This is a genomic window from Pseudomonas sp. Pse35 (assembly GCF_024519715.1).
Taxonomy (GTDB): domain Bacteria; phylum Pseudomonadota; class Gammaproteobacteria; order Pseudomonadales; family Pseudomonadaceae; genus Aquipseudomonas; species Aquipseudomonas paracarnis.
In genome coordinates, this window is the sequence record NZ_JALJRP010000002.1 from 191,681 (window position 1) to 213,197 (window position 21,517).

Sequence of the window (21,517 nt, forward strand, 5' to 3'; positions counted from 1 at the left end):
TAGTGGAGCCGGTCCGAACGGATTGTTCAGTCTCGACACAGCACTAGAGTGAGGCCTCCTGTCGGCGTTACAGCCGTGAGCAAATATTTCTGAAATTATTCGTCGAGTTTCAACAGCGGCTCCTGGAAGCGCAGTAAACGCCCGGCGTTCCCCAATACCAGCAAGGTGCTGAGGTTATGCAGCACCGCCGCGATCATCGCGCCCGCCGCCCCCAGCCAGCCAAATGCGGCGAACACCACAATGGCCAGTGTCCAGCCCAAGCCAATGATCACATTGACCTGCAACGTCTGCCGACACTGGCGACTCAAGCGCACACAGGTGCCCAGGCGGCGCAAGTCGCTGCCGATCAACACCACGTCCGCCGAGGCCAGGGCGATGTCCGCACCGCCCGCGCCCATGGCCACGCCGACCACGCCGGCCTTGAGCGCCAGGGAGTCGTTGATGCCGTCGCCCACCACCATTGGCCTGAAACCACTGCTGATTTCGCCCAGCACGCGGTTGAGCTTGTCTTCCGGCAGCGCTTGGGCTTCGACATCACTGATGCCCACGTCCAGCGCCAGGCTGTCGGCCACGCTTTGGCGGTCGCCGGTCAGCAGCAGTTGGCGGCCCAGGCCCAAGTCACGCAGCTCTTGCAGGGCCTGGCGCGCTTCGGGTTTGACGCTGTCGGCCAACAGCAGCCAGGCGAGGAACTCGCCGTTCAACGCCAGCCCGGCAATCGGGCCATCATGGGTGGGCACGGCGGTGGTGACGATGCCCAACTGTTCAAACAACTCCGGCCGTCCCAGCGCCGCTTCGCCCTGCTCGGTCTGGGCGACCACGCCCAGGCCCTGACGCTCGCGGATGTCGCTAAGCACCAGCATCTGCTCCTGGGTCGCCAACCCCGCCAACGCTCGGCTGACCGGATGACTGCTTGCCGAACCGAGGCTGGCCGCCAGGTTCAGCAGCGCTTGGCGATCCGGCGCGGCGGTCTCGATGGACTGCAAACGCAGGGTGCCAAAGGTCAGGGTGCCGGTCTTGTCGACCACCAGTGATGTCAGGTCGGCCAGTTCTTCCAGGAACGCCGAGCTGCGAATCAGAATGCCATGGCGCGCCGCCACGGCGATCCCCGCAATAGCGGTGGCCGGCGCCGACAGCACCAAAGCGCACGGACACGCCGCCACCAACACCGCCAGCATCGCCTGCGCATCGTTGGTGACAAACCAGGTGACCGCCGCCAGCAACAGCACCAACACCATATAGCTGCCGGCGTAGCGCTCCAGCAGCCGGGTGATCGGCGGCTTGGAACGCTCGGCGTTCTGCATCAGCGCAATGACTTTGCCCAACGTCGATTCGTTGCCGGTACGCGTGACCTCAAGGCGCAGCAGGCCATCGAGGTTGATCGCCCCACCAAACACCTGCACGCCCACGCTGGCTTCCAACGGCACCGACTCGCCGGTGATCGGCGCCGTGTCCAGGCTCGCCTGGCCGGACAACACCACGCCATCGGCCGGCACGCGGTCACCGGCACGCACTTCGACGATATCGCCGGTGTTCAAGGTGCCGTTATCCACTTCGGTGATGCTGCCGTCCGCCTGCACCAGGCGGGCGTGGCTGCGGGTGAGTTTGCCCAGGGCATGGATCGCTTCCTGGGAGCCAATCACGCTGCGCTCTTCCAGCACATGGCCAAAGATCATGATGATCGGCAGCAACGCGGCGGTGAGCAGATCACCGGTGGCCCAGGCGCCGAGCATGGCCAGGGCGATCAATTGGTCGGTGATGCCGTGCAGGCTCGGAAAGCGCAGGCTGTACCAGGCCGAACGCATCACCGGCACCGCCACCAACAGGGATGCCACGCCAAGCAGCAGCTGGCTGACGCCGCTCTGGTCGGGCGCGAGCCAGCGCCACACCAGGCCCAGCACGAGCAAGCCCAGGGCGAGCATCGCCAAGGTCAATTGCCGGGCAGCGCTGCGCTGCTCGGCTGAGGTCAGCATGGGTGCGCTCATTGCTCGGCTCCCTGGATGATCAAACGGGAGTCGTCTTTGGGATCGACGGTGGTCACGGAACCGGCCTGGCCGAGAATCTTCGGCAAGCGCTCACGGTACAGGCGCAACAGCAAACCGGGGTCTTTGACCTGGGCGAGGCTGGCAACGGTAGCGGTCTGCGCCTGGGCATTGGCCAAGCGCTCACTGGCCTGGGCATGGGCGACTTGCACCTGGCGATCAGCTTCCTGGTTGGCGGTCTGGGTGAGTTTTTCCGCTTCAGTGCGGGCGTTGGCCACGGCTTTATCGGCTTGCTGGCTGGCGGTCAGTACCGCGTTGAACGCATTCACCGCAGGCCCAGGCAGGCTCGATTGCACATCGACGCGGGTGGCTTCGATACCCAGCCCCAAGCCGCTGGCCGCCAACTCCGCCAGGCGTTTGTTGATGCCTTGCACCAGGTCGCCGCGCAGCCGCTCACGCCGTTCGGCGGCGCCATTGTCGCTGCCGATCAGTTCCGGGCGGGCTACCAGGATGGTGTCCAGATCCCGCGCAGCGGTGAGGGCCACGGCGCTGCGTGTCACCAGCCGATCCAGGGCCGGCAGCACGTGGTCGCCCTGCAACACAAAGGCGTAGGGTTCGGTCACCTTGTAGAACACCCGCACGTCCAACTGCACCACCCCGGCATCGCCGGTCAGCAGGTAGCCGGAGCCGGCCAGGGCATCGCTCAAGGGGGTGGCGAAACTGGCCACGCGATCGGCCTGCAGCGCCGCATCGGAACGCAGCAGGTTTTCCACCCGCCGTTCGATCACCCGGTCGGCCGCTGGCAGCAGGACGACTTGTTCGAAAGGCTGCGGCCAAGCCAGCAACAATCCGGCGTTCTGAATGCGATCGAGGGCGCCAAAATGCAGGACCACGGCGCGATTCTGCGGGTCGATCTGGCGCACATTGGAAAAGGCCCAGGCCAACGCCGCCAATACAGTGACCGCGTACAGTGCCAGGAACGTCAGGCGCCCGGCCTGGATCCACGGGCTGTCCGGGCTTTCAGGCTCGCTCATGGCTGCAGGTCCTTCGGCCCATCCACCAGTGCGCGAAACGGCGCGGCGTCGGTGCGCAGGATGATCTTGGTCCCCGGCGTGACCACCGTGCCCAAGGTATCCAGCGAGCGCAGCAGGTTGTACAGTTGCGGATTGCCAGCGTAGGCGCGGCCATAAATCTGCGCAGCTTCAACCCGCGACTGCGCTTCGATGTCGGCGGCTTTCACAGTGGCATCGGCCTGCATGATGCGCGCATCACGCTCGGCAGCGGAGCGGATCTGCGCCGCTTCGCGCTTGCCCACGGCGGTGCGTTCGGTGGCGATGGTTTCACGCTCGGCGCGCATGCGGTCAACCGTGGCGGTGAGGGTCACCGACGGCAACGTCAAGCGCTCGATACCGACCTGCGCCACGCGCACACCATAGGTGGTGAGCAATTGTTGATCAATCTGCTGGCGCAACTGCGCTTCAAAATCGGCAATGCGCACTTGGCTGGCGTCGGTATTGATCAAGCTGGAGAGGTCAAAACTGGCCGCCGTGGTTTCTAGCGCCGAGCCGACAAAGGTACGAATCTGCCGCGCCGCCTCGTCCGGCTGGTTCTGCACTGCACGCATAAAGCGCTGCACGTTGTCGGCATCGCCCTGCACCTGCCACGCCACATAGGCCTGCACAATAATCCGCAAGCCATCGCGGGTGCCCACATCCTGCAAGCCGCTGGACGTGGTGCGCAGGCGCAGGTCCACCGGGATCGCCGCTTCGAACGGTGCCGGCCAGCGCCAGCCCAGGCCCGGCTCCAGCAGCACGCGCGCGGGGTTGCCGAAGCGGGTAATCACCGTGGCCTCGCCGGAACGCACTTGCACCAGGCTCGCCGCTGCCACGGCAAACAGCACCAGCAACACCGCCCACGCCATGCGCCGCCAGGGAAAAGGCCCGGCCGCCTGCTCATCGCCGTGATGGTGATGGTGGTGGCCGTGATGGTGGTGATGACCGTGATCATGATCGTGGGAATGAGCGCTCAACAGACGAACTCCTTATTGAACGGCTTTGCGCGGCACCGACGGGTCGGCGGGCAAGGTAAAAGAACGTAGATCGATCGTCGGCGCACTGTCGGCACCCAAACGATGATCCAGAATAAGCAGCTTGGCCTGAGCCAGGCCCTGGCTCAGTTGGCCCAGGTACTGTTCCAGCACGAAGGCTTGGCCCGCAGCGGCGTAGGCTTTTTGTTCGGCGGCAAAGCGCAGGTTCGCTGCTTGGGCACCGGCATTCACCTCGCGGGCACTGGCCTGGGCCTGATCGCGGGCGGTACTGGCTTGAAGCAGCGCCTGGTTGGTCTGTTCGCTGGCGGCACCGCGTTCACGGGCGATCAGCGCCTGGGCGCCAATCTGCGCGGCTTGCACACCGTGATAAGCGTTGGCGGCCCCGGCCGGCGGATGGATCGCCTCGACCACCGTGGCGAGGATTTCCACACCGCTGTCGAGGGTTTGCAGGTCGGCTTGCACGCTGCGGCCAATCTCGTCCGCGAGGCTGGTGCGCTCCTCCCCGAGCAATTCATCCAGGGTGCGCGAGGCAAAATCGTGCACCAGGATGCGGCTGGCGGTGCTGCGGATCAGGGTCGGGATATCCGCGCTGTTGTAGGTGGCGGCAAGCGCGGCCTGATCGGTGAGGCCGATGCGGTAGACAAAGCGCACGTCCATATTGACTATCTGGAAGCCCTGCTTGTCGCCGCTGCTGCTGGCAATAACCTGGGATTTGTCATTCACATGGCTGGCGTCCCACAGGCGGTTGGCGATCAACGGCGCCGGGCCTTCGGCTGCGGCCAACTGCGGTGTGGCGGCGTCACTGACGCTGGTCGCCAGCTCATGCACCACGCCGTTTTCAACATTCAGTACGCGGCCCAACGGCCACGGCAAACCCGCATGCAGCCCGGGGCCGAACACCTCGACCGGTTTACCAAAACGCTCATAAATCCCACGGCCTTGCAGGGGCACTTCATGCACACCGGTCAGCGCCCAACCTACTGCCAGCACCACCAGCAGCACCGGGAAAAAAGCTCGGCGCATATAGGTAAAGGCCCAGATTTGGCGCAGGTCGATGCCAAAGCGGTTGTGCAATTCATGCTGCAACGCCAGCAACGGCTGCGGCGGCCAACGCAGCAGGCCGGCAATAAAACTCTGCGCCATCAAGCGCGGTTCGAGGCGCGGCTGGCGCGGGCTGAACAACGAGAGCACGCCCCTGAGCAGGAATTCCAGCGCTACCAGCGCCGGCAGGAGCCCGATGAAGGTGGCCAGGCGCAGCGGCCAGACCGACTCCGCATTGGCAAACAGCAGGCAGATCGCGCTGAGCACCAGGCAGATAATTGCCATCCGGCTCAATTGCGCCAACTGTGAGGCTTCCGGCCATTGGGCAGCGGTTTCCTGGCCCAGGCGGCGTTCGAATACCAGCAGGCCAAACGCCAGAGCCAAAGCGAGCGCTGCGCCAATACTTGCCGATTGCCCGATGGCAGCAGCGGGCAAGCCCAGGTTCCAGAACTGCAGGATGCTGACCAGCGCCAGCAACGACCAGCCGCCCAACCACAGCACCGGTGCGCCAATCTGCGCCAACAGGCCGTTGCCAAACCGGTTGATCAGGCCCCTATGCCAGGGTGTAGGCTCGATGGATTGTTCGACCGCTTCACCGCTCGGCGCTTCCAGCGCCTGGGCACGCCAATCGGCCACCCACCAGGCCGACTGCAAGCCGGCCACCAGCAGCAGCAGGGCCGACGCGCAATTGATCAATACCACCGGCCAGATCGACACGGGTGCAAACAACGCTACGAACAGCGCCAATATCCAACCACTGAGAGCCAGGGTTGTCAGGCCTATACCGGCCTGGCGCAATCGACGGGCGTGGAACAGCCCCTGCTGAAAACGCGCGAGGCCTTCAACCGAAGACCCGTCAGCCTCTAGATCCACTTGCATCTGCTCAACGCCCATTTGCACACAATTCGTTACGATATAACACGAAGCGTGAAATTTTTGTTCTCAACCCCGTTCGCACATTTAGATCGAGGAGCACTCGCAAAATATCCGTCGGCTGTCCGGCCTTCACAGAGTTACCTCAGGGCACGTCGGGCACTGCTACCTTGAATGACTCTACGCATGTTTCGCCAAACACGATGGGCAACCCGTGAGACAGGGTTGCGCGCCGCACGGCGCAAGTCTCGCTCTACTGCTCGAGTCAAAGCCTCCAGGGACGGGCTCCTAACCATCGGAGCGGGTTCGAGAACAGGCTGAGGCTCGACATGAACCTCTATGATGTCAACGTCCGCCCCCAGTTGATAATCGTAAACTTCCTGTCGCGTGATACCCGTAGCACGCAGGCCGAAAGCAGTCATGATTCTCTGAGTTGAACGGCCATTGCCCTCACTGGCCAAAAACCGCTCCAGCATGCCTTCCTGCTGCTGCGTAGCAAGCAGAGCCTCATTGTTTTGAACGTTCCAGCGCACAATGGCTTGCGGTAAAACACCGTAAAAATTGTTATGCCTTGAAATCATTTCATACTGATGCCAGGTAACGTCGGTAGCATTGGGCCCCTCTACTGGCGCACGGTAGTTTTCCATCAAGCGCCAGCGGCCGGGCAAGAATTCGTTTCTGAACCGATACCTGCCTGGGATTGAAGCAGACGTGTAAGTAGACTCAACGCGGTGCTCGCCATACATACGGTGAGTCATGCTCCTCTCCACGGCGTCCCGGCGCTCGGCGGCGACGTGAGCATCCACGTCACGACGCCGGAATGTCTCTGGATTCTGTCGATAAGCCGGAACATGGGCACTGGAGGAATTATCCGAATAGTCGTCGGCGACTTCCGGAGCCCTGCCATCGTGGTCTCGATACCGGAGCGGATTATTTCGGACCATTCGATACAGATTCAGCCCATCGATTTCGCCCGAGGGATCCGGGTTGATCCAGCGCATCAGCCATGGCGCATAGTAACGCGAACCGTAATAGTACAATCCGGTCGCATCCCGCTCTTGGCCTGAATAACGGATGGTCTTGCCATTAACATGAGTCTGACTTCTGACCGCCCACCACGCCGTACCACCGAAGGGGTAATACCCCTCATGACTGATCACGTCGCCATATTCATCGAGTTCCAACGCAACGCTGCCCAGATGGTCATCAACGTTGTAGCGCCACTGTGGGACAGGTGGTCTCTTGCGACCGTTCGCTCGCCAGTTTAACCGTCGAACTTGACTGCGCCCTACCGCCACGCTGATGACATGCAGGACTTCTCCCGTCGCCGTATCGCTGTGTATCTCCAAACCCGGCAGATACATGACCTGGGCCACATGCTCAACAGACTTTGCCTGCCACACTCGTACCTTGCGTCCACGCTGCCCAGTGCCATGGTAGAAATACCGTTCGTTATCCGCAGGCCCCGCCTTGCGCAGCACCTGGGTGACTTGGTGCAATTGATTACGGGCGTCCCATGTCATCCTCTGCGCGCCGTCCAACATCAACAAATTGCCGTTTGCATCAAACCCATTGGCTAAATCCGGTGGATTCATCTCATCGGCCATGTACATGCTTCGATTACTACGCTCGGCTGTCTTCATCATGCGCAAGGGTTCGCTGCCATGCTTGAGCGTGATTAGATTTCCGCCGAGGTCATAGGTATAAACCTGCGTGTAGTTACGCAACCGACTCGCGTCACCTCCTCCCGGTAGTACAACACCGGGCAGGCCAGGCTGAATGCCGGCCAGGACGCTTTCCCGTCCGGTGGCCTCAATCAAATGGTAAAGCGTGTCGTAGCGATAAGTGCTAACGGGGACAATTCGTTGAGAATCAAACCATTGGGTTGGTTGTGCCCGGTCCTCCAAGCATTGCAGGTTACCCACGGGGTCCCACTGATAATGTAGGTCCTGGAGTACTTTATCCTGCCGGATTGTGTTCAGTCGTAATAGTCGCCCACTGCGGGCGTCGTAGCCGGGCCGGGAAATGACACCATTACCCGCCAGCTGGGATTCGACTTGACCACAAGCGTTATAGCGGACCGCGCTGAGCAGCAATTGCTCCGGTTTTCCATCCTCAGTCAGACTGGATTGAACCAGTTCACCCGCCACGTTGTAGCAATGGCTCTGCACATTCGCCAACGCATCGGTTTGGCGGAGCAACTGATTCAACGCATCGTGATGCCATTGCGTGAGATACCGCATTGCCGCGCCTTGGTGATCTGTCTCCAATAACGCGTCGCGCTCATCCAAAGACTCAGGCCAATCCGCGGGTACCAATGCCTTGAGAAACTGTTGAGTCTGGCCTGCAACGTGCCCCAGCAAACCGTAATCGACAAAAACCTGGCTGCCGACCCCATCGTCATGCCGAACCAGCCGACCGCAACGATTGCCCATTTCAGTCGATGATCCGTACGTCAGCCGCTCGACGAAGGTCTGGAGAGTGGTCGCTGACTCTTCGCTCACACTAACCTGACGTATTTGGGAGTCATAGCACACCCGCCGGACAGTACCCCGCCCATCCCAACTATGCAGCGTTTGAGCTGCGTCGCCCACAAGGTTGACACGCCAGCCCGCATCTACGCTTTCAACACGCAACAGCTGGCCCGACAGACTATGGGTCATAACTTGGTTGGGCTCCCCTGTTTCACCACCCGTTGCCCACAATCGCGTGTCCCATTGTGCATGCACTCGACCAAGGACATCGCGCGAATACCTTTCGGTACGTGCCTGCAGTGCCTCGTCTAATGTCTGTCGGTGATACGCAACGACCGCTACTTGCAACCTACGCGCGTCTGTCACCCTCAGAGTCGGTGTCTGTCGGTGCAAAGTCGAAGACATTTGCGACCCTCTGCGTGTGTAGAGATGTAACTATAGACACGAACTCGATCACCTGCTGTTGAGGCCCCATAGGACGCTCCCACAAGCGGTGATTGATTATGCTCAAGAGCGTGACTAATCCCCTATAAACACGAGCCATCACTGGTGTCGGCTGCGATTAGTCGGCACACTTCAGTCAGTTTTTCGCGGGTTCACGGACAAGGAAGCGCCACCCCCCATGATTTCCATCTACCAACTCAAACCGCGTTTTCAAAACCTGCTGCGGCCTCTCGTGCAGCGCCTTTATGACAACGGCACCACCGCCAACCAGATCACCGTGCTGGCCGGGGTTGTTTCCCTGCTGGTGGGGCTGTTGATCGCGGGCTTTGCCCAACACCTCTGGCTGTTTGCACTGATCCCGCTGTGGATGATTGTGCGCATGGCGCTCAATGCCATCGATGGCATGCTGGCCCGGGAATTCGGCCAACAGTCGCGCCTCGGTGCTTACCTCAATGAATTGTGCGATGTGATCGCCGACAGCGCGCTGATCCTGCCCTTTGCATTGATCCCCGATGTGAGCCTGGCGCCGGTGCTGCTGGTGACGCTGCTTGCGGTATTCAGCGAATACGCCGGAGTGCTGGGGCCGATGGTGGGCGCGTCGCGCCGTTATGACGGGCCCATGGGCAAGAGTGATCGGGCGTTCGTACTCGGGGTGCTGGCCACGGGCGTGGCGCTGGGCTGGCTCGGCGCCGGTTGGGTGGAGGCGGTGATCTGGCTGGTCGCCGCCCTGCTCGCCTATACCTTGGTCAACCGGGTGCGTCAGGGCCTCAAAGAACAACAATCTCTCCCTTCTGCATAGGATTTTGCGATGCGCGAACAGCAACAGCACACCTTCAGTACCCATGATGGCGTCGAGCTTTTCTATCGGCACTGGCCGGCCACGGCAGGTGTCGGGCCGCGCAAGGCGATCCTGTTGTTCCATCGCGGCCATGAGCACTCGGGGCGTATTGCCCACCTGGTGGATGAACTGGGCCTGCCTGAATTCGACTTCTTCGCCTGGGACGCCCGTGGCCACGGCCAATCCCCAGGCGAGCGCGGCGACAGCCCCAGCTTTGCCACCAGCGCCCGCGATGTGCAGACTTTCTGTGACCACATCAATGCCACCTACGGCATCGAGGAGGAAGGCATCGCCGTCATCGCCCAAAGCGTCGGCGCGGTGATCGCGGCCACCTGGGTTCATGATTACGCGCCAAAAATCCGCGCCCTGGTGCTCGCCTCGCCAGCCTTCAAGGTCAAGCTGTACGTGCCCTTCGCCCGCCCCGGCCTGGCACTGATGCGCAAGTTTCGTGGCAACTTTTTCGTCAACAGCTACGTCAAGGCCAAGTTCCTCAGCCATGACCCCGAACGCGTGGCGTCCTACGACAGCGATCCACTGATCACCAAGGCCATTTCGGTGAATGTGCTGCTGGGCCTTTACGAAGCGGCCGACCGGGTTGTCGCCGACGCCCAGGCGATCCAGGTGCCGACCCAACTGCTTATTTCGGGCTCCGACTTTGTGGTGCACCGTAAACCCCAGCAGCAGTTCTTCGACCGCCTCGGCAGCCTTAAAAAAGAGCTGCATATCCTCCCCGGCTTTTTTCACGACACCCTCGGCGAACGTGATCGCGCCGTGGCGGTGACCAGCGCCAAGCGCTTTATCTTGCAGAACTTCGCCCACCCGCTGGACCGCGCTTCTTTACTGGATGCAGACAAACTTGGCGCCACGTGCGCCGAATCCGAATCCCTCGCCGCGCCGTTGCCACGCAATTCACTGCGCGACCTGTACTGGCGCATGACCCGCGCCAGCATGGGCCTGGGCAAGAACCTGTCGGATGGGGTGAAGCTGGGCTTCGACACCGGCTTCGATTCCGGCAGCACCCTGGACTACGTGTATCGCAATAAGCCTACCGGCAAGGGCGGGCTGGGGCGGATGATCGATACCAACTACCTCAACTCCATCGGCTGGCGTGGTATTCGCCAGCGCAAGCTGAACGTCGAAGAGCTGCTGCGCCTGGCCATGGCCAAGCTGCGTGATGATCACCGCGAAGTCCGTATCGTCGATATCGCCGCCGGCCACGGCCGTTACATTCTTGAAGCCTTGCAGGGCGTCTCGCCGTTGCCGGAGTCGATCCTGCTGCGCGACTACAGCGATATCAATGTGCGCGACGGTGGCGCGCTGATTCGCGAAAAGGGTTTGGGGGACATCGCCCAGTTCGTCAAAGGCGACGCGTTCGACCGCGCCGACCTGGCCGCCCTCGACCCCAAGCCGTCCCTGGCCGTGGTGTCTGGCCTGTACGAATTGTTCGCCGATAACGCCATGGTCGGCGGTTCACTGGCGGGCCTGGCCGAAGCCGTGGAGCCAGGTGGTTACCTGGTCTACACCGGCCAACCGTGGCACCCGCAGTTGGAGCTGATTGCCCGTGCGCTTACCAGCCACCGTCAGGGTCAGGCTTGGGTGATGCGCCGGCGCAGCCAGGCGGAAATGGACCAACTCGTCGAAGCAGCGGGCTTTCGCAAGATCACCCAGCGCGTGGATGAGTGGGGCATTTTCACCGTGTCCCTGGCACAGAAGATCTGAACATGCGCGAAACCGGTTTATTGAAACCTGCGATGCTTTGGCTGCTGCTGTTGGCACCGCTGTTTTTCAGCACCTACGGCTTCGCCACCTGGGTCACCAGCCAGCGCAGCGACGTCGGCACCCTGGTGTTCGGCTGGGAAACACACATGCCGTTCTGGGCATGGACCATCGTGCCCTACTGGTCCATCGACCTGCTTTACGGCTTCTCGTTGCTGCTACCCAACACGCGTCATGAGCTCAAACAGCATGCGCTGCGCCTGCTGAGTGCGCAGGTGATAGCCGTGAGTTGCTTCCTGATCTGGCCACTGCGCTTCACGTTTGAGCGGCCGGAACTGGACGGTGTGTTCGGTTGGTTGTTTGCGGTGCTGGCCGGTTTTGACAAGCCCTTCAACCAGGCGCCTTCGCTGCATATCGCGCTGCTGGTGATCCTGTGGGTGATGTACCAACGGCATACTCAAGGATTCTGGCGTTGGGTGGTGCACGGCTGGTTCGCGCTAATCGGGGTTTCGGTGCTGACCACTTATCAACATCACTTTATCGACTTACCCACAGGCGCCCTCGCGGGGTGGTTGTGCGTGTGGTTATGGCCGATGGAGCACCCGAGCCCCTTACTGAATGCACGGCTGACGCGGGATAACCAACGATGGCGGCTAGGGATACGCTATGGGCTGGGCGCAGTGATACTGACAGTGCTGGCCTGCTTATGCGGTGGCGCTTGCCTGTGGCTGCTATGGCCTGCGGTTTCTCTGGGGTTGATCACGGCCAACTACCTCGTACTCGGCGCGTCGGGCTTTCAAAAACGTGAGGATGGCCACCTTACGCCTGCGGCACGCTGGTTATATGCACCTTATCTGGCGGGCGCCTGGATCAATTCGCGGCTGTGGACGCGCAAACATCCTCAGGCCGATCCGATTGTGGATAACGTCTGGCTCGGGCGTATTCCTGCCACCCGCGAGCTGGGTTCATTCAAGGCCATTGTCGACTTATGCGCCGAACTGCCGATTAATCCACAGGGCCGTGCTTACGCCTGCGTGCCCGTGCTGGACCTGATCGCCCCAACCCCCGACGAATGCTTGAAAGCGGCCCACACCATTGAACGCCTGCAAGCGAGCGGCCCCCTGTTGGTGTGCTGTGCCCTCGGTTACTCACGCAGCGCCACCGCCGTCGCCGCCTGGCTGTTGAACACGGGGCGAGCCACCACGGTTGAGCAAGCGCTGGCTATTATTCGTACAGCGCGGGCCGATGTGGTCCTGCACCCCGAACACCGTCAAGCATTGGAGGGTTTGCCAAATGCCTGCTGATATGGAACTCCAGGTCGTCGCCAGCCTGTTGCGCCGCGGCCGCTCCCTGGATCAGTTATCCACAGGCCTGACGCTGCTAGGCGTGCTGTTTGGCCTCGCCCAGCTGCTGTTGGCCAGCATTTCCACCATTTGTCTGCTGTTGGCCCTGTGGATGATCGTGCTGGGCCTGCTGCAAAAGTATTGGGCGCTGCGGGTGGCCTTTGACGCCGACCTGTTCGCCCTGCTCGCTCGCGACACCACCCGCACGCCAGACCTGGACCAGGCCCTGCAAACCCTTGGCCTGCAATCGCCCAAGCGAGCCGGTCGGCCATGGACTGAACGCCGTCGCGGCGCCCTCAAACTGCTGCGTAAACAAGCCTGGCTGCTGGGCGCGCAAGCGCTGTTGACCCTGGGCGTCATTCTCGCCAGCCCTTGGCTACCTTTCGCCGGATAAGGAATTCCCATGTTCGAACCCGTGGTCGCCACGCTGATTACTTCCATGGCCCGCACCGTCACTGGCGCCCGCAGCCTGTGGCTGGGGTGCGCGCCGGTCCCGGTGCAGCGGATCTACTTCGCCAACCACAGCAGCCACGGCGACTTCGTCCTGGTGTGGGCATCACTGCCGCAGAACCTGCGCAAATTCACACGCCCGGTGGCTGGCAGTGATTACTGGAACAAGAGTGCGCTGCGCCGCTACATCATCAATCGAGTGTTCAATGGCGTGCTGATCGACCGTGAGCGCAAGGACCCTGTGGACAACCCATTGCAGCCCATGCTTGCGGCGTTGGAGGGCGGCGATTCGCTGATCATTTTTCCCGAAGGCACGCGCAATCTGGAGGATGGCTTGCTGCCGTTCAAAAGCGGTTTGTACCACCTGGCAAAGAGTTACCCACAGGCCGAGCTGGTCCCGGTGTGGATAGCCAACCTGAACCGGGTTATGCCCAAGGGCCGCGTATTGCCACTGCCCTTGTTATGCACCACCAGCTTCGGTGCCCCCCTGCAACTGGAAGAAGGCGAAGACAAAGCCGACTTCCTTGCCCGCAGCCGCGACGCCCTGCTCGCCCTTGCCCCGGAGCATTCCTGAGATGGATAGCCAAACCCTGATGTTATTTGGCGGCATCGGCGCGATCCTGGTCATCGCCTCGCTGATCGGCCTGATCCTCAAGCTGCGCACCCGTGGCAGCCCGAATGCCGTGATCGACAACCTCAACGCCCGCATCAACGCCTGGTGGGTGATGGTGGTGGTGATCGGCATCGCGTTCTGGCTCGGCACCGGCGCGGTGATCCTGCTGTTCTACGCGGTGTCGTTCTACGCCCTGCGCGAGTTCCTCACCCTCACGCCCACCCGACGCAGCGACTACCCGGCCCTGGTGGCCGCGTTCTACCTGGCCCTGCCGCTGCAATACCTGCTGATCTACGCCGACTGGTACGGGCTGTTCTCGATCTTCATCCCGGTGTACGTGTTCCTGCTGCTGCCGATCCTCGCCTCCCTGGGCGGCGACAGTACGCACTTTCTGGAACGGGCATCGAAGGTGCAATGGGGGCTGATGATCGCCGTGTTCTGCGTGTCTTTCGTCCCGGCACTACTGACCTTGGACATACCGGGCTACGAAGGCCGCAACCTGCTGCTGATCGCCTATCTGGTGATCGTGGTGCAACTGTCGGACGTATTGCAGTACGTGTGCGGCAAGCTGTTCGGCAAACGCAAGATCGCGCCCAACCTGTCGCCATCGAAAACCGTGGAAGGGTTTGTGGGCGGAATTCTGCTGTCCTCCTTGATCGGCGCGGCGCTGTGGTGGACCACACCGTTCAATCCCTGGCAGTCGTTTCTGATCGCGCTGCTGATCAACTTGCTGGGGTTTGCGGGAGGGATTGTGATGTCGGCGATCAAGCGTGACCGCGGTGTGAAGGACTGGGGGCACATGATCGAAGGACACGGCGGGATGTTGGATCGGCTGGATTCGGTGTGCTTTGCGGCGCCGATCTTCTTTCATCTCGTGCGCTACTGGTGGACCTGACCCACACCTTTCTCAAACCCGATGGAGATCAAAATGTGGCAGCTGGCTTGCCTGCGAAAGCGGTAGTGCAGTAACAGATGCAGCGACTGACACGCCGCCTTCGCGGGCAAGCCCGCTCCCACAGGGGATATGCGCCTGCCTGTAGGTTTTATGGTGCTTTCAATGCCTCTAGCCAGTGATCTCGATATAGCTAGACTCTCCGCCTCCGGTCGCACCCGATAGCCAGCCCCAAACGAAACTCAGGGTAGTGCGCCCTGCGTGATCAACACCTACCGTGCCTCGTGACCACCCTGCGAGCAGCTCCCCGTCCAGGGTGACGCACTGATAAAGCAGCTCGATAGTATCTGGGCCGGTGACCCGCCCGACCTGCGTTCCCAGGCGAATTCGGCCACCCTGATAAATGCTCGAAATCACCCCGTCTTCGACTTTGTAATGAAACACGGTGCCGGTACCGGACAAGCCTTGCGCGTTATTCGCGACCACAAACCGACGATTGTGCAGACGTGCGTGGACGGTAGCAGAAGGGCTTTGCATCAATACGCATCCTTGAATTGAGCGAATCCAGAACGAAAAAAAGGGGCTGTTTAAAACAGCCCCTATTGGGTACGTCAGTAAGGCTTATTCCACCGTCACCGACTTCGCCAGATTACGCGGCTGGTCAACGTCGGTGCCTTTGAGCACGGCCACGTAGTACGACAGCAACTGCAGCGGGATGGTGTAGAGGATCGGCGACAGCGTGTCGTGGATATGCGGCATGTTGATGACGTGGGTGCCTTCACCGTTGGTCATGCCGGCTTTTTCATCTGCGAAAACGATCAGTTGGCCGCCACGGGCGCGTACTTCCTGCAGGTTGGATTTGAGCTTCTCCAGCAGTTCGTTGTTCGGCGCCACGGTAACCACCGGCATGTCGTCGTCCACCAGGGCCAACGGGCCGTGCTTCAGCTCGCCGGCCGGGTAGGCTTCGGCGTGGATGTACGAGATTTCCTTGAGTTTCAGCGAGCCTTCCATCGCCACCGGGTATTGCGCGCCACGGCCCAGGAACAGGGTGTGGTTCTTGTCAGCGAACAGCTCGGCGACTTTTTCCACGGTGCTGTCCATGGCCAAGGCTTCACCCAGGCGGGTCGGCAGGCGACGCAGTTCTTCCACCAGGGTGGCTTCGACACCTTCGGCGAGGGTGCCGCGCACTTGGCCCAAGGACAGGGTCAGCAGCAACAGGCCCACCAGTTGGGTGGTGAAGGCTTTGGTGGAGGCCACGCCGATTTCGCGACCGGCCTGGGTCAGCAGGGTCAGGTCGGATTCACGCACCAGGGAGCTGATGCTGACGTTGCAAATCGCCAGACTGCCGAGGAAGCCCAGCTCCTTGGCGTTGCGCAAGGCAGCCAGGGTATCGGCGGTTTCACCAGACTGGGAAATGGTCACGAACAGGGTGTCGGGCTGCACCACGACCTTGCGGTAGCGGAACTCGCTGGCGACTTCGACCTGGCACGGGATGCCGGCCAGTTCTTCCAACCAGTAACGCGCCACCATACCGGCGTGGTAGCTGGTGCCACAGGCGACGATCTGCACGTTGCGCACTTTGGCGAACAGTTCGGCGGCTTGCGGGCCGAAAGCGTTCACCAATACTTGGTTCTGGCTCAGGCGACCTTCCAGGGTGCGCTGTACCACGGATGGTTGCTCGTGGATTTCCTTGAGCATGAAGTGGCGGAACTCGCCTTTGTCGGCGGCTTCGGCACCGTCGCGGTATTGCACGGCTTCGCGCTCGACGGACTGACCATTCACATCCCAGATCTGCACGCTTTCACGGCGGATGTCGGCAATGTCGCCTTCTTCCAGATACATGAAGCGGTCGGTCACTTGGCGCAGGGCCAGTTGGTCAGAGGCAAGGAAGTTCTCGCCCAGGCCCAGGCCGATCACCAATGGGCTGCCACTGCGTGCGGCAACCAGGCGGTCAGGCTGGCTGGCGCTGATCACGGCCAGGCCGTAGGCGCCATGCAGTTCCTTGACCGTGGCCTTGAGGGCGGTGGTCAGGTCGCTTTGATCCTTGAGCTTGTGGTTGAGCAGGTGGGCGATCACTTCGGTGTCAGTGTCCGAGGTGAACACATAGCCTAGGCCCTTGAGCTGTTCACGCAGCACTTCGTGGTTTTCGATGATGCCGTTGTGCACCACGGCCAGGTCGCCGGAGAAGTGCGGGTGAGCGTTACGCTCGCACGGTGCACCGTGGGTGGCCCAACGGGTGTGGGCAATGCCCAGGCGGCCTGCCAGCGGCTCACCGGCCAGGGCTTGGTCCAGTTCGCTGACCTTGCCCGGGCGGCGCATGCGCTCCAGCTTGCCGGCGTTGGTGAAGACGGCCACACCGGCGCTATCGTAGCCGCGGTATTCGAGGCGCTTGAGGCCTTCGATCAGGATGGCAGTAACGTTACGTTCGGCGACTGCGCCAACAATTCCACACATGGTGTTTCTCCTAGATGATTGCCGCGCATATCAGCGTAATGCCGCGGGCTTGGATCTGGTCGCGGGCCTCGAGCGGCAGGCGATCATCGGTAATAAGGGTATGGACGCTGCTCCAGGGCAGTTCCAGGTTGGGAATCTTGCGGCCGATCTTGTCGGATTCGACCATCACCACCACTTCACGGGCGACCTCGGCCATCACACGGCTCAAGCCCAGCAGTTCGTTGAAGGTAGTGGTACCGCGCTGCAGGTCGATGCCATCGGCACCGATGAACAGCTGGTCAAAGTCATAGGAACGCAGCACCTGCTCAGCGACCTGGCCCTGGAACGAATCCGAATGTGGGTCCCAGGTACCCCCGGTCATCAACAGCACCGGCTCGTGTTCCAATTCGCTCAAGGCGCGGGCCACGTTCAGGGAGTTGGTCATCACCACCAGGCCCGGCTGATGGCCCAGTTCGGGGATCATCGCGGCGGTAGTGCTGCCGCTGTCGATGATGATGCGCGCATGTTCACGCAAACGCTTCACGGCCGCACGGGCGATGGCGCGCTTGTAGGCCGAGATGGGCTGGGCAGCGTCGCCCACCAGCTCTTGGGGCATAGTGATTGCACCGCCGTAGCGACGCAGGAGCAAGCCGTTACTTTCGAGGGCAGCAAGGTCCTTGCGGATGGTCACTTCCGAAGTTTCGAAATGTTTGGCCAACTCGTCCACGCTGACTTCGCCCTGCTCGTTGAGCAAGGTGAGGATATTGTGGCGTCGCTGGGGGGTGTTTCGTTTCGACATGGTAGTGATAAGTTTCGTTCCGAAAGATAACGAAGGCAATCAAAACCTATTGGGGAAAGATCGTCAAGAGGCGGAAGGCATTTTTGTAGAGCTTTCGGACATGCCACTAAACAACTGTGGGAGCTGGCTTGCCTGCGATAGCTGCGTGTCAGGCGACATCATGATGAATGTCAGACCGCTATCGCAGGCAAGCCAGCTTCCACAGGAGTGAGTCTCAACCTATCGAGTTGTGGATAACTCAGCTCTTTTTGATCTTGACCGGGCGTTTCCAGCCGTCGATGTTGCGTTGGCGGGCGCGGGCAACGGCCAGTTGGGACTTATCCACATCCTGGTTGATGGTCGAGCCCGCTGCGGTGTTGGAACCATCACCGATGGTCACGGGAGCAACCAGCGAGTTATTGGACCCGATGAACACGTCTTCACCAATGGTGGTCTGGTACTTGTTGGCACCGTCATAGTTGCAGGTGATGGTGCCAGCGCCGATGTTGGTGCGTGCGCCGATGACGGCATCCCCCAGATAAGTCAGGTGGCCGACTTTGGCGCCTTCGCCGAGGTGAGCGTTTTTCAGTTCGACAAAGTTACCCACATGGGCCTGGGCCCCCAGCTCACTACCCGGACGCAAGCGCGCAAACGGCCCGGCATCGCTGCCCTCACCCATCACGGCACCGTCGATATGGCTGTTGGCCTTGACCACCACGCCTTTGCGCAAGGTGCTGTCCTTGATCACGCAGTTCGGACCGATGACCACACCGTCTTCAATGATCACGCGGCCTTCGAGGATCACATTGATATCGATCAGGACGTCGCGGCCCACCGTGACTTCGCCACGTACATCGAAACGCGCCGGGTCTCGCAGGGTCACGCCCTGGGCCATCAGGCGCAGGCCTTCGCGCAGTTGATAGTGACGTTCCAGCTCTGCCAGTTGTTTGCGGTCGTTGGCGCCCTGCACTTCCATCGGATGGTGGGGCTGCTCGGTGGCGACCAGCAGGCCATCGCTGACGGCCATCTCGATGACGTCGGTGAGGTAGTACTCGCCCTGAGCGTTGTTGTTGGACAGGCGGCTCATCCAGTCGGCGAGCTTGTTGGCAGGCACGGCGAGAATGCCGGTATTGCCTTCAGTAATCGCGCGCTGGGCTTCGCTGGCATCTTTGTGTTCAACGATGGCAGCCACCTTGCCGTCGGCGTTGCGCACAATGCGGCCGTAGCCCGTAGGGTCATCCAGCTCAACGGTCAGCAGGCCCATCTGGCCAGGCACCACGTGCTTGAGCAGGCGTTGCAAGGTTTCCACTTCAATCAGCGGGACATCGCCGTAGAGGATCAATACCGTGTCCGCAGTGATGAAAGGCACAGCCTGCGCGGTCGCGTGGCCGGTGCCCAGTTGCTTGTCTTGCAATACGAAATTCAGATCGTCCGCAGCCAGACGCTCACGGACCACGTCGGCACCGTGGCCAATCACCACATGAATACGTTGTGGGTCCAACTGGCGGGCACTGTGGATAACATGGCCCAGCATGGAGTTGCCGGCAACCGGATGCAGTACCTTGGGCAGGGCTGAACGCATGCGGGTGCCCTGGCCTGCGGCGAGAATGACGATTTCAAGAGACATGAATGGCTACCAATCCTGGGCGGTCCGGGTTCAGACCAAAGAAGTGTTTTGCAAAAAAAGAAAAAGGGTAGCCGAGGCTACCCTTTTTAATCAATCACGCATGAAACAAAACGGCGACGCCGCTTACTTCTTGCGGATCTGCTGGAGAGTACGCAGCTGGGCTGCGGCCTCGGCCAGACGGACTGCAGCAGCGCTGTAGTCGAAGTCTGCGCCTTTTTCGTTCAGCGCCTTCTCGGCAGCCTTGACGGCTTCCTGAGCGGAGGCTTCATCCAGGTCGCCAGCACGTTGCACGGTGTCGGCAAGTACCTTGACCATGTTCGGCTGAACCTCGAGGAAACCACCGGAGATGTAAAACACCTCACGTTCCCCGCCTTGCTTGGTCAGAGTGATCGGACCTGGCTTCAAGCTTGTGATCAGCGGGGCGTGACCCATGGCGATACCAAGATCACCCAGGTCACCGTGCGCTGTTACAAACTCGACCAGACCGGAGAAAATTTCTCCTTCCGCGCTGACGATATCGCAATGGACTGTCATAGCCATCTGATTGCCTCAACCTGATGAGCGCCCGTTTCCGGGCGCCAGGATTACAGTTTCTTGGCTTTCTCGATCGCTTCTTCGATGCCGCCGACCATGTAGAACGCTTGTTCTGGCAGGTGGTCGTAGTCACCGTTGAGGATGCCTTTGAAGCCAGCAATGGTGTCTTTCAGGGAAACGTATTTACCCGAGGCACCGGTGAAGACTTCAGCCACGAAGAACGGCTGCGACAAGAAACGCTGGATCTTACGAGCACGGTTTACCAACTGCTTGTCGGCTTCCGACAGCTCGTCCATACCCAGGATCGCAATGATGTCCTTCAGTTCTTTGTAACGCTGCAGCACGTACTGAACACCGCGAGCGGTGTCGTAGTGCTCCTGGCCGATCACGTTCGGGTCCAGCTGGCGCGAAGTCGAGTCGAGTGGATCGACCGCTGGGTAGATACCCAGGGAAGCGATGTCACGGGACAGAACGACGGTGGCGTCCAAGTGGGCGAAGGTGGTGGCTGGCGACGGGTCGGTCAAGTCATCCGCAGGTACGTATACCGCTTGGATCGAGGTGATCGAACCTTCCTTGGTCGAAGTGATACGCTCTTGCAGAACGCCCATCTCTTCAGCCAGGGTCGGCTGGTAACCTACTGCCGAAGGCATACGGCCCAGCAGTGCGGATACTTCAGTACCGGCCAGGGTGTAACGGTAGATGTTGTCGACGAACAGCAGAACGTCGTTACCTTCGTCACGGAACTTCTCGGCCATGGTCAGGCCAGTCAGGGCTACGCGCAGACGGTTTCCCGGCGGCTCGTTCATCTGACCGTAAACCAGTGCCACTTTGTCCAGAACGTTGGAGTCCTTCATCTCGTGGTAGAAGTCGTTACCCTCACGAGTACGCTCACCAACACCTGCGAACACGGAATAACCGCTGTGCTCGATGGCGATGTTACGGATCAGTTCCATCATGTTTACGGTCTTGCCAACACCGGCACCACCGAACAGACCGACTTTACCGCCTTTGGCGAACGGGCAAACCAAGTCGATGACCTTGATGCCGGTTTCCAGCAGGTCGTTGCCGCCCGCTTGTTCTGCGAACGAAGGTGCTGCGCGGTGAATGCCCCAGCGCTCTTCGGTGGCAATCGGGCCAGCTTCGTCGATCGGGTTGCCCAGTACGTCCATGATCCGGCCCAGAGTCGCTTTACCGACCGGTACGGAGATGGCAGCGCCAGTGTCGACAACGTCCAGACCGCGCTTCAAGCCTTCGGTGGAACCCATCGCAATGGTACGAACTACGCCGTCGCCCAGCTGCTGCTGAACTTCCAGGGTAGTTTCCGCGCCTTGTACTTTCAGCGCGTTGTAGATGCTCGGTACGCTGTCGCGTGGAAATTCCACGTCGATAACGGCGCCGATGATTTGAACGATACGTCCGCTACTCATAGCTGGAT

The 21,517-nt window shown here is 61.0% G+C and carries 17 protein-coding genes; 6 read left to right on the plus strand and 11 right to left on the minus strand.

The features are described from left to right. Positions 1 to 95: 95 nt before the first annotated feature. The 5 genes from OC445_RS01560 to OC445_RS01580 form a co-directional block, all read right to left on the minus strand. Complete coding sequence (locus OC445_RS01560) at positions 96 to 1,982, minus strand: cation-translocating P-type ATPase (RefSeq protein ID WP_054896095.1); 1,887 nt, start codon at positions 1,980 to 1,982, stop codon at positions 96 to 98. Then, positions 1,979 to 3,013, minus strand: a complete 1,035-nt coding sequence (gene hflK, locus OC445_RS01565) for a protease modulator HflK (RefSeq protein ID WP_003195796.1) — start codon at positions 3,011 to 3,013, stop codon at positions 1,979 to 1,981. Before hflK (OC445_RS01565) ends, OC445_RS01560 begins: the two co-directional genes overlap by 4 nt. After that, on the minus strand, positions 3,010 to 4,011 hold the full coding sequence (gene hflC / locus OC445_RS01570) for a protease modulator HflC (protein WP_161903768.1): 1,002 nt from the start codon (positions 4,009 to 4,011) through the stop codon (positions 3,010 to 3,012). The genes hflK (OC445_RS01565) and hflC overlap by 4 nt, the downstream gene beginning before the upstream one ends. Positions 4,012 to 4,020: 9 nt before the next feature. Next, complete coding sequence (gene hflK, locus OC445_RS01575) at positions 4,021 to 5,946, minus strand: protease modulator HflK (protein ID WP_198790718.1); 1,926 nt, start codon at positions 5,944 to 5,946, stop codon at positions 4,021 to 4,023. A 134-nt stretch (positions 5,947 to 6,080) separates the two neighbouring features. Beyond that, entirely contained in the window at positions 6,081 to 8,603 is a 2,523-nt protein-coding gene (locus tag OC445_RS01580; RefSeq protein ID WP_198790694.1) for an RHS repeat-associated core domain-containing protein, read from the minus strand. 433 nt (positions 8,604 to 9,036) lie between these two features. Here OC445_RS01580 and OC445_RS01585 point away from each other — a divergent pair, with 433 nt between their 5' ends. Genes OC445_RS01585 through OC445_RS01610 form a run of 6 tightly spaced genes read left to right on the plus strand, consistent with a single transcriptional unit; the run spans position 9,037 to position 14,713 of the window. Beyond that, positions 9,037 to 9,657, plus strand: a complete 621-nt coding sequence (locus OC445_RS01585; protein ID WP_198790693.1) for a CDP-alcohol phosphatidyltransferase family protein — start codon at positions 9,037 to 9,039, stop codon at positions 9,655 to 9,657. Positions 9,658 to 9,666: 9 nt separating this feature from the next. Beyond that, on the plus strand, positions 9,667 to 11,415 hold the full coding sequence (locus OC445_RS01590) for a bifunctional alpha/beta hydrolase/class I SAM-dependent methyltransferase (protein ID WP_198790692.1): 1,749 nt from the start codon (positions 9,667 to 9,669) through the stop codon (positions 11,413 to 11,415). A 2-nt stretch (positions 11,416 to 11,417) separates the two neighbouring features. Next, positions 11,418 to 12,716: a phosphatase PAP2/dual specificity phosphatase family protein gene (locus OC445_RS01595; RefSeq protein ID WP_089041557.1), complete on the plus strand. Its 1,299-nt coding sequence runs from the start codon at positions 11,418 to 11,420 to the stop codon at positions 12,714 to 12,716. Beyond that, the gene (locus tag OC445_RS01600) at positions 12,706 to 13,149 is read left to right on the plus strand and encodes a hypothetical protein (protein ID WP_054896098.1); all 444 of its coding nucleotides are present in this window, start codon (positions 12,706 to 12,708) and stop codon (positions 13,147 to 13,149) included. The genes OC445_RS01595 and OC445_RS01600 overlap by 11 nt, the downstream gene beginning before the upstream one ends. 9 nt (positions 13,150 to 13,158) lie before the next feature. Next, positions 13,159 to 13,779 (plus strand): lysophospholipid acyltransferase family protein, encoded by a 621-nt coding sequence (locus tag OC445_RS01605; RefSeq protein WP_034129175.1) that lies wholly within the window; start codon positions 13,159 to 13,161, stop codon positions 13,777 to 13,779. Between the two features lies 1 nt (position 13,780). Continuing rightward, a complete protein-coding gene (locus tag OC445_RS01610; RefSeq protein WP_034129176.1) occupies positions 13,781 to 14,713 on the plus strand; it encodes a phosphatidate cytidylyltransferase in 933 nt (310 codons plus the stop codon). A gap of 168 nt (positions 14,714 to 14,881) precedes the next feature. On the opposite strand, the gene OC445_RS01615 is transcribed toward OC445_RS01610, so the two are convergent. The 6 genes from OC445_RS01615 to atpD all read right to left on the minus strand — a co-directional run bounded on the left by OC445_RS01615 (position 14,882) and on the right by atpD (position 21,509). After that, a complete protein-coding gene (locus tag OC445_RS01615) occupies positions 14,882 to 15,247 on the minus strand; it encodes a hypothetical protein (RefSeq protein ID WP_054896099.1) in 366 nt (121 codons plus the stop codon). 84 nt (positions 15,248 to 15,331) lie between these two features. Next, positions 15,332 to 17,164, minus strand: coding sequence for a glutamine--fructose-6-phosphate transaminase (isomerizing) (glmS, locus tag OC445_RS01620; protein ID WP_054898302.1), 1,833 nt, complete (start codon positions 17,162 to 17,164; stop codon positions 15,332 to 15,334). 10 nt (positions 17,165 to 17,174) lie between these two features. Continuing rightward, entirely contained in the window at positions 17,175 to 17,942 is a 768-nt protein-coding gene (locus OC445_RS01625; RefSeq protein WP_003195822.1) for a DeoR/GlpR family DNA-binding transcription regulator, read from the minus strand. Between the two features lie 238 nt (positions 17,943 to 18,180). Then, complete coding sequence (gene glmU / locus OC445_RS01630) at positions 18,181 to 19,548, minus strand: bifunctional UDP-N-acetylglucosamine diphosphorylase/glucosamine-1-phosphate N-acetyltransferase GlmU (protein WP_054898304.1); 1,368 nt, start codon at positions 19,546 to 19,548, stop codon at positions 18,181 to 18,183. 123 nt (positions 19,549 to 19,671) lie between these two features. Continuing rightward, positions 19,672 to 20,088: a F0F1 ATP synthase subunit epsilon gene (locus OC445_RS01635; protein ID WP_003195825.1), complete on the minus strand. Its 417-nt coding sequence runs from the start codon at positions 20,086 to 20,088 to the stop codon at positions 19,672 to 19,674. 44 nt (positions 20,089 to 20,132) lie between these two features. Continuing rightward, the gene (gene atpD, locus OC445_RS01640; RefSeq protein WP_003195827.1) at positions 20,133 to 21,509 is read right to left on the minus strand and encodes a F0F1 ATP synthase subunit beta; all 1,377 of its coding nucleotides are present in this window, start codon (positions 21,507 to 21,509) and stop codon (positions 20,133 to 20,135) included. Positions 21,510 to 21,517: the final 8 nt, after the last annotated feature.

Excerpts from the sequence above, each read along its gene's own strand:
- OC445_RS01560 (WP_054896095.1), bottom strand. The coding sequence starts at position 1,982 with ATGAGCGCACCCATGCTGACCTCAGCCGAGCAGCGCAGCGCTGCCCGG.
- hflK (WP_003195796.1), bottom strand. The coding sequence starts at position 3,013 with ATGAGCGAGCCTGAAAGCCCGGACAGCCCGTGGATCCAGGCCGGGCGC.
- hflK (WP_198790718.1), bottom strand. The coding sequence starts at position 5,946 with ATGCAAGTGGATCTAGAGGCTGACGGGTCTTCGGTTGAAGGCCTCGCG.
- OC445_RS01580 (WP_198790694.1), bottom strand. The coding sequence starts at position 8,603 with ATGACCCATAGTCTGTCGGGCCAGCTGTTGCGTGTTGAAAGCGTAGAT.
- OC445_RS01585 (WP_198790693.1), top strand. The coding sequence starts at position 9,037 with ATGATTTCCATCTACCAACTCAAACCGCGTTTTCAAAACCTGCTGCGG.
- OC445_RS01590 (WP_198790692.1), top strand. The coding sequence starts at position 9,667 with ATGCGCGAACAGCAACAGCACACCTTCAGTACCCATGATGGCGTCGAG.
- OC445_RS01595 (WP_089041557.1), top strand. The coding sequence starts at position 11,418 with ATGCGCGAAACCGGTTTATTGAAACCTGCGATGCTTTGGCTGCTGCTG.
- OC445_RS01600 (WP_054896098.1), top strand. The coding sequence starts at position 12,706 with ATGCCTGCTGATATGGAACTCCAGGTCGTCGCCAGCCTGTTGCGCCGC.
- OC445_RS01605 (WP_034129175.1), top strand. The coding sequence starts at position 13,159 with ATGTTCGAACCCGTGGTCGCCACGCTGATTACTTCCATGGCCCGCACC.
- OC445_RS01610 (WP_034129176.1), top strand. The coding sequence starts at position 13,781 with ATGGATAGCCAAACCCTGATGTTATTTGGCGGCATCGGCGCGATCCTG.
- OC445_RS01615 (WP_054896099.1), bottom strand. The coding sequence starts at position 15,247 with ATGCAAAGCCCTTCTGCTACCGTCCACGCACGTCTGCACAATCGTCGG.
- glmS (WP_054898302.1), bottom strand. The coding sequence starts at position 17,164 with ATGTGTGGAATTGTTGGCGCAGTCGCCGAACGTAACGTTACTGCCATC.
- OC445_RS01625 (WP_003195822.1), bottom strand. The coding sequence starts at position 17,942 with ATGTCGAAACGAAACACCCCCCAGCGACGCCACAATATCCTCACCTTG.
- glmU (WP_054898304.1), bottom strand. The coding sequence starts at position 19,548 with ATGTCTCTTGAAATCGTCATTCTCGCCGCAGGCCAGGGCACCCGCATG.
- OC445_RS01635 (WP_003195825.1), bottom strand. The coding sequence starts at position 20,088 with ATGGCTATGACAGTCCATTGCGATATCGTCAGCGCGGAAGGAGAAATT.
- atpD (WP_003195827.1), bottom strand. The coding sequence starts at position 21,509 with ATGAGTAGCGGACGTATCGTTCAAATCATCGGCGCCGTTATCGACGTG.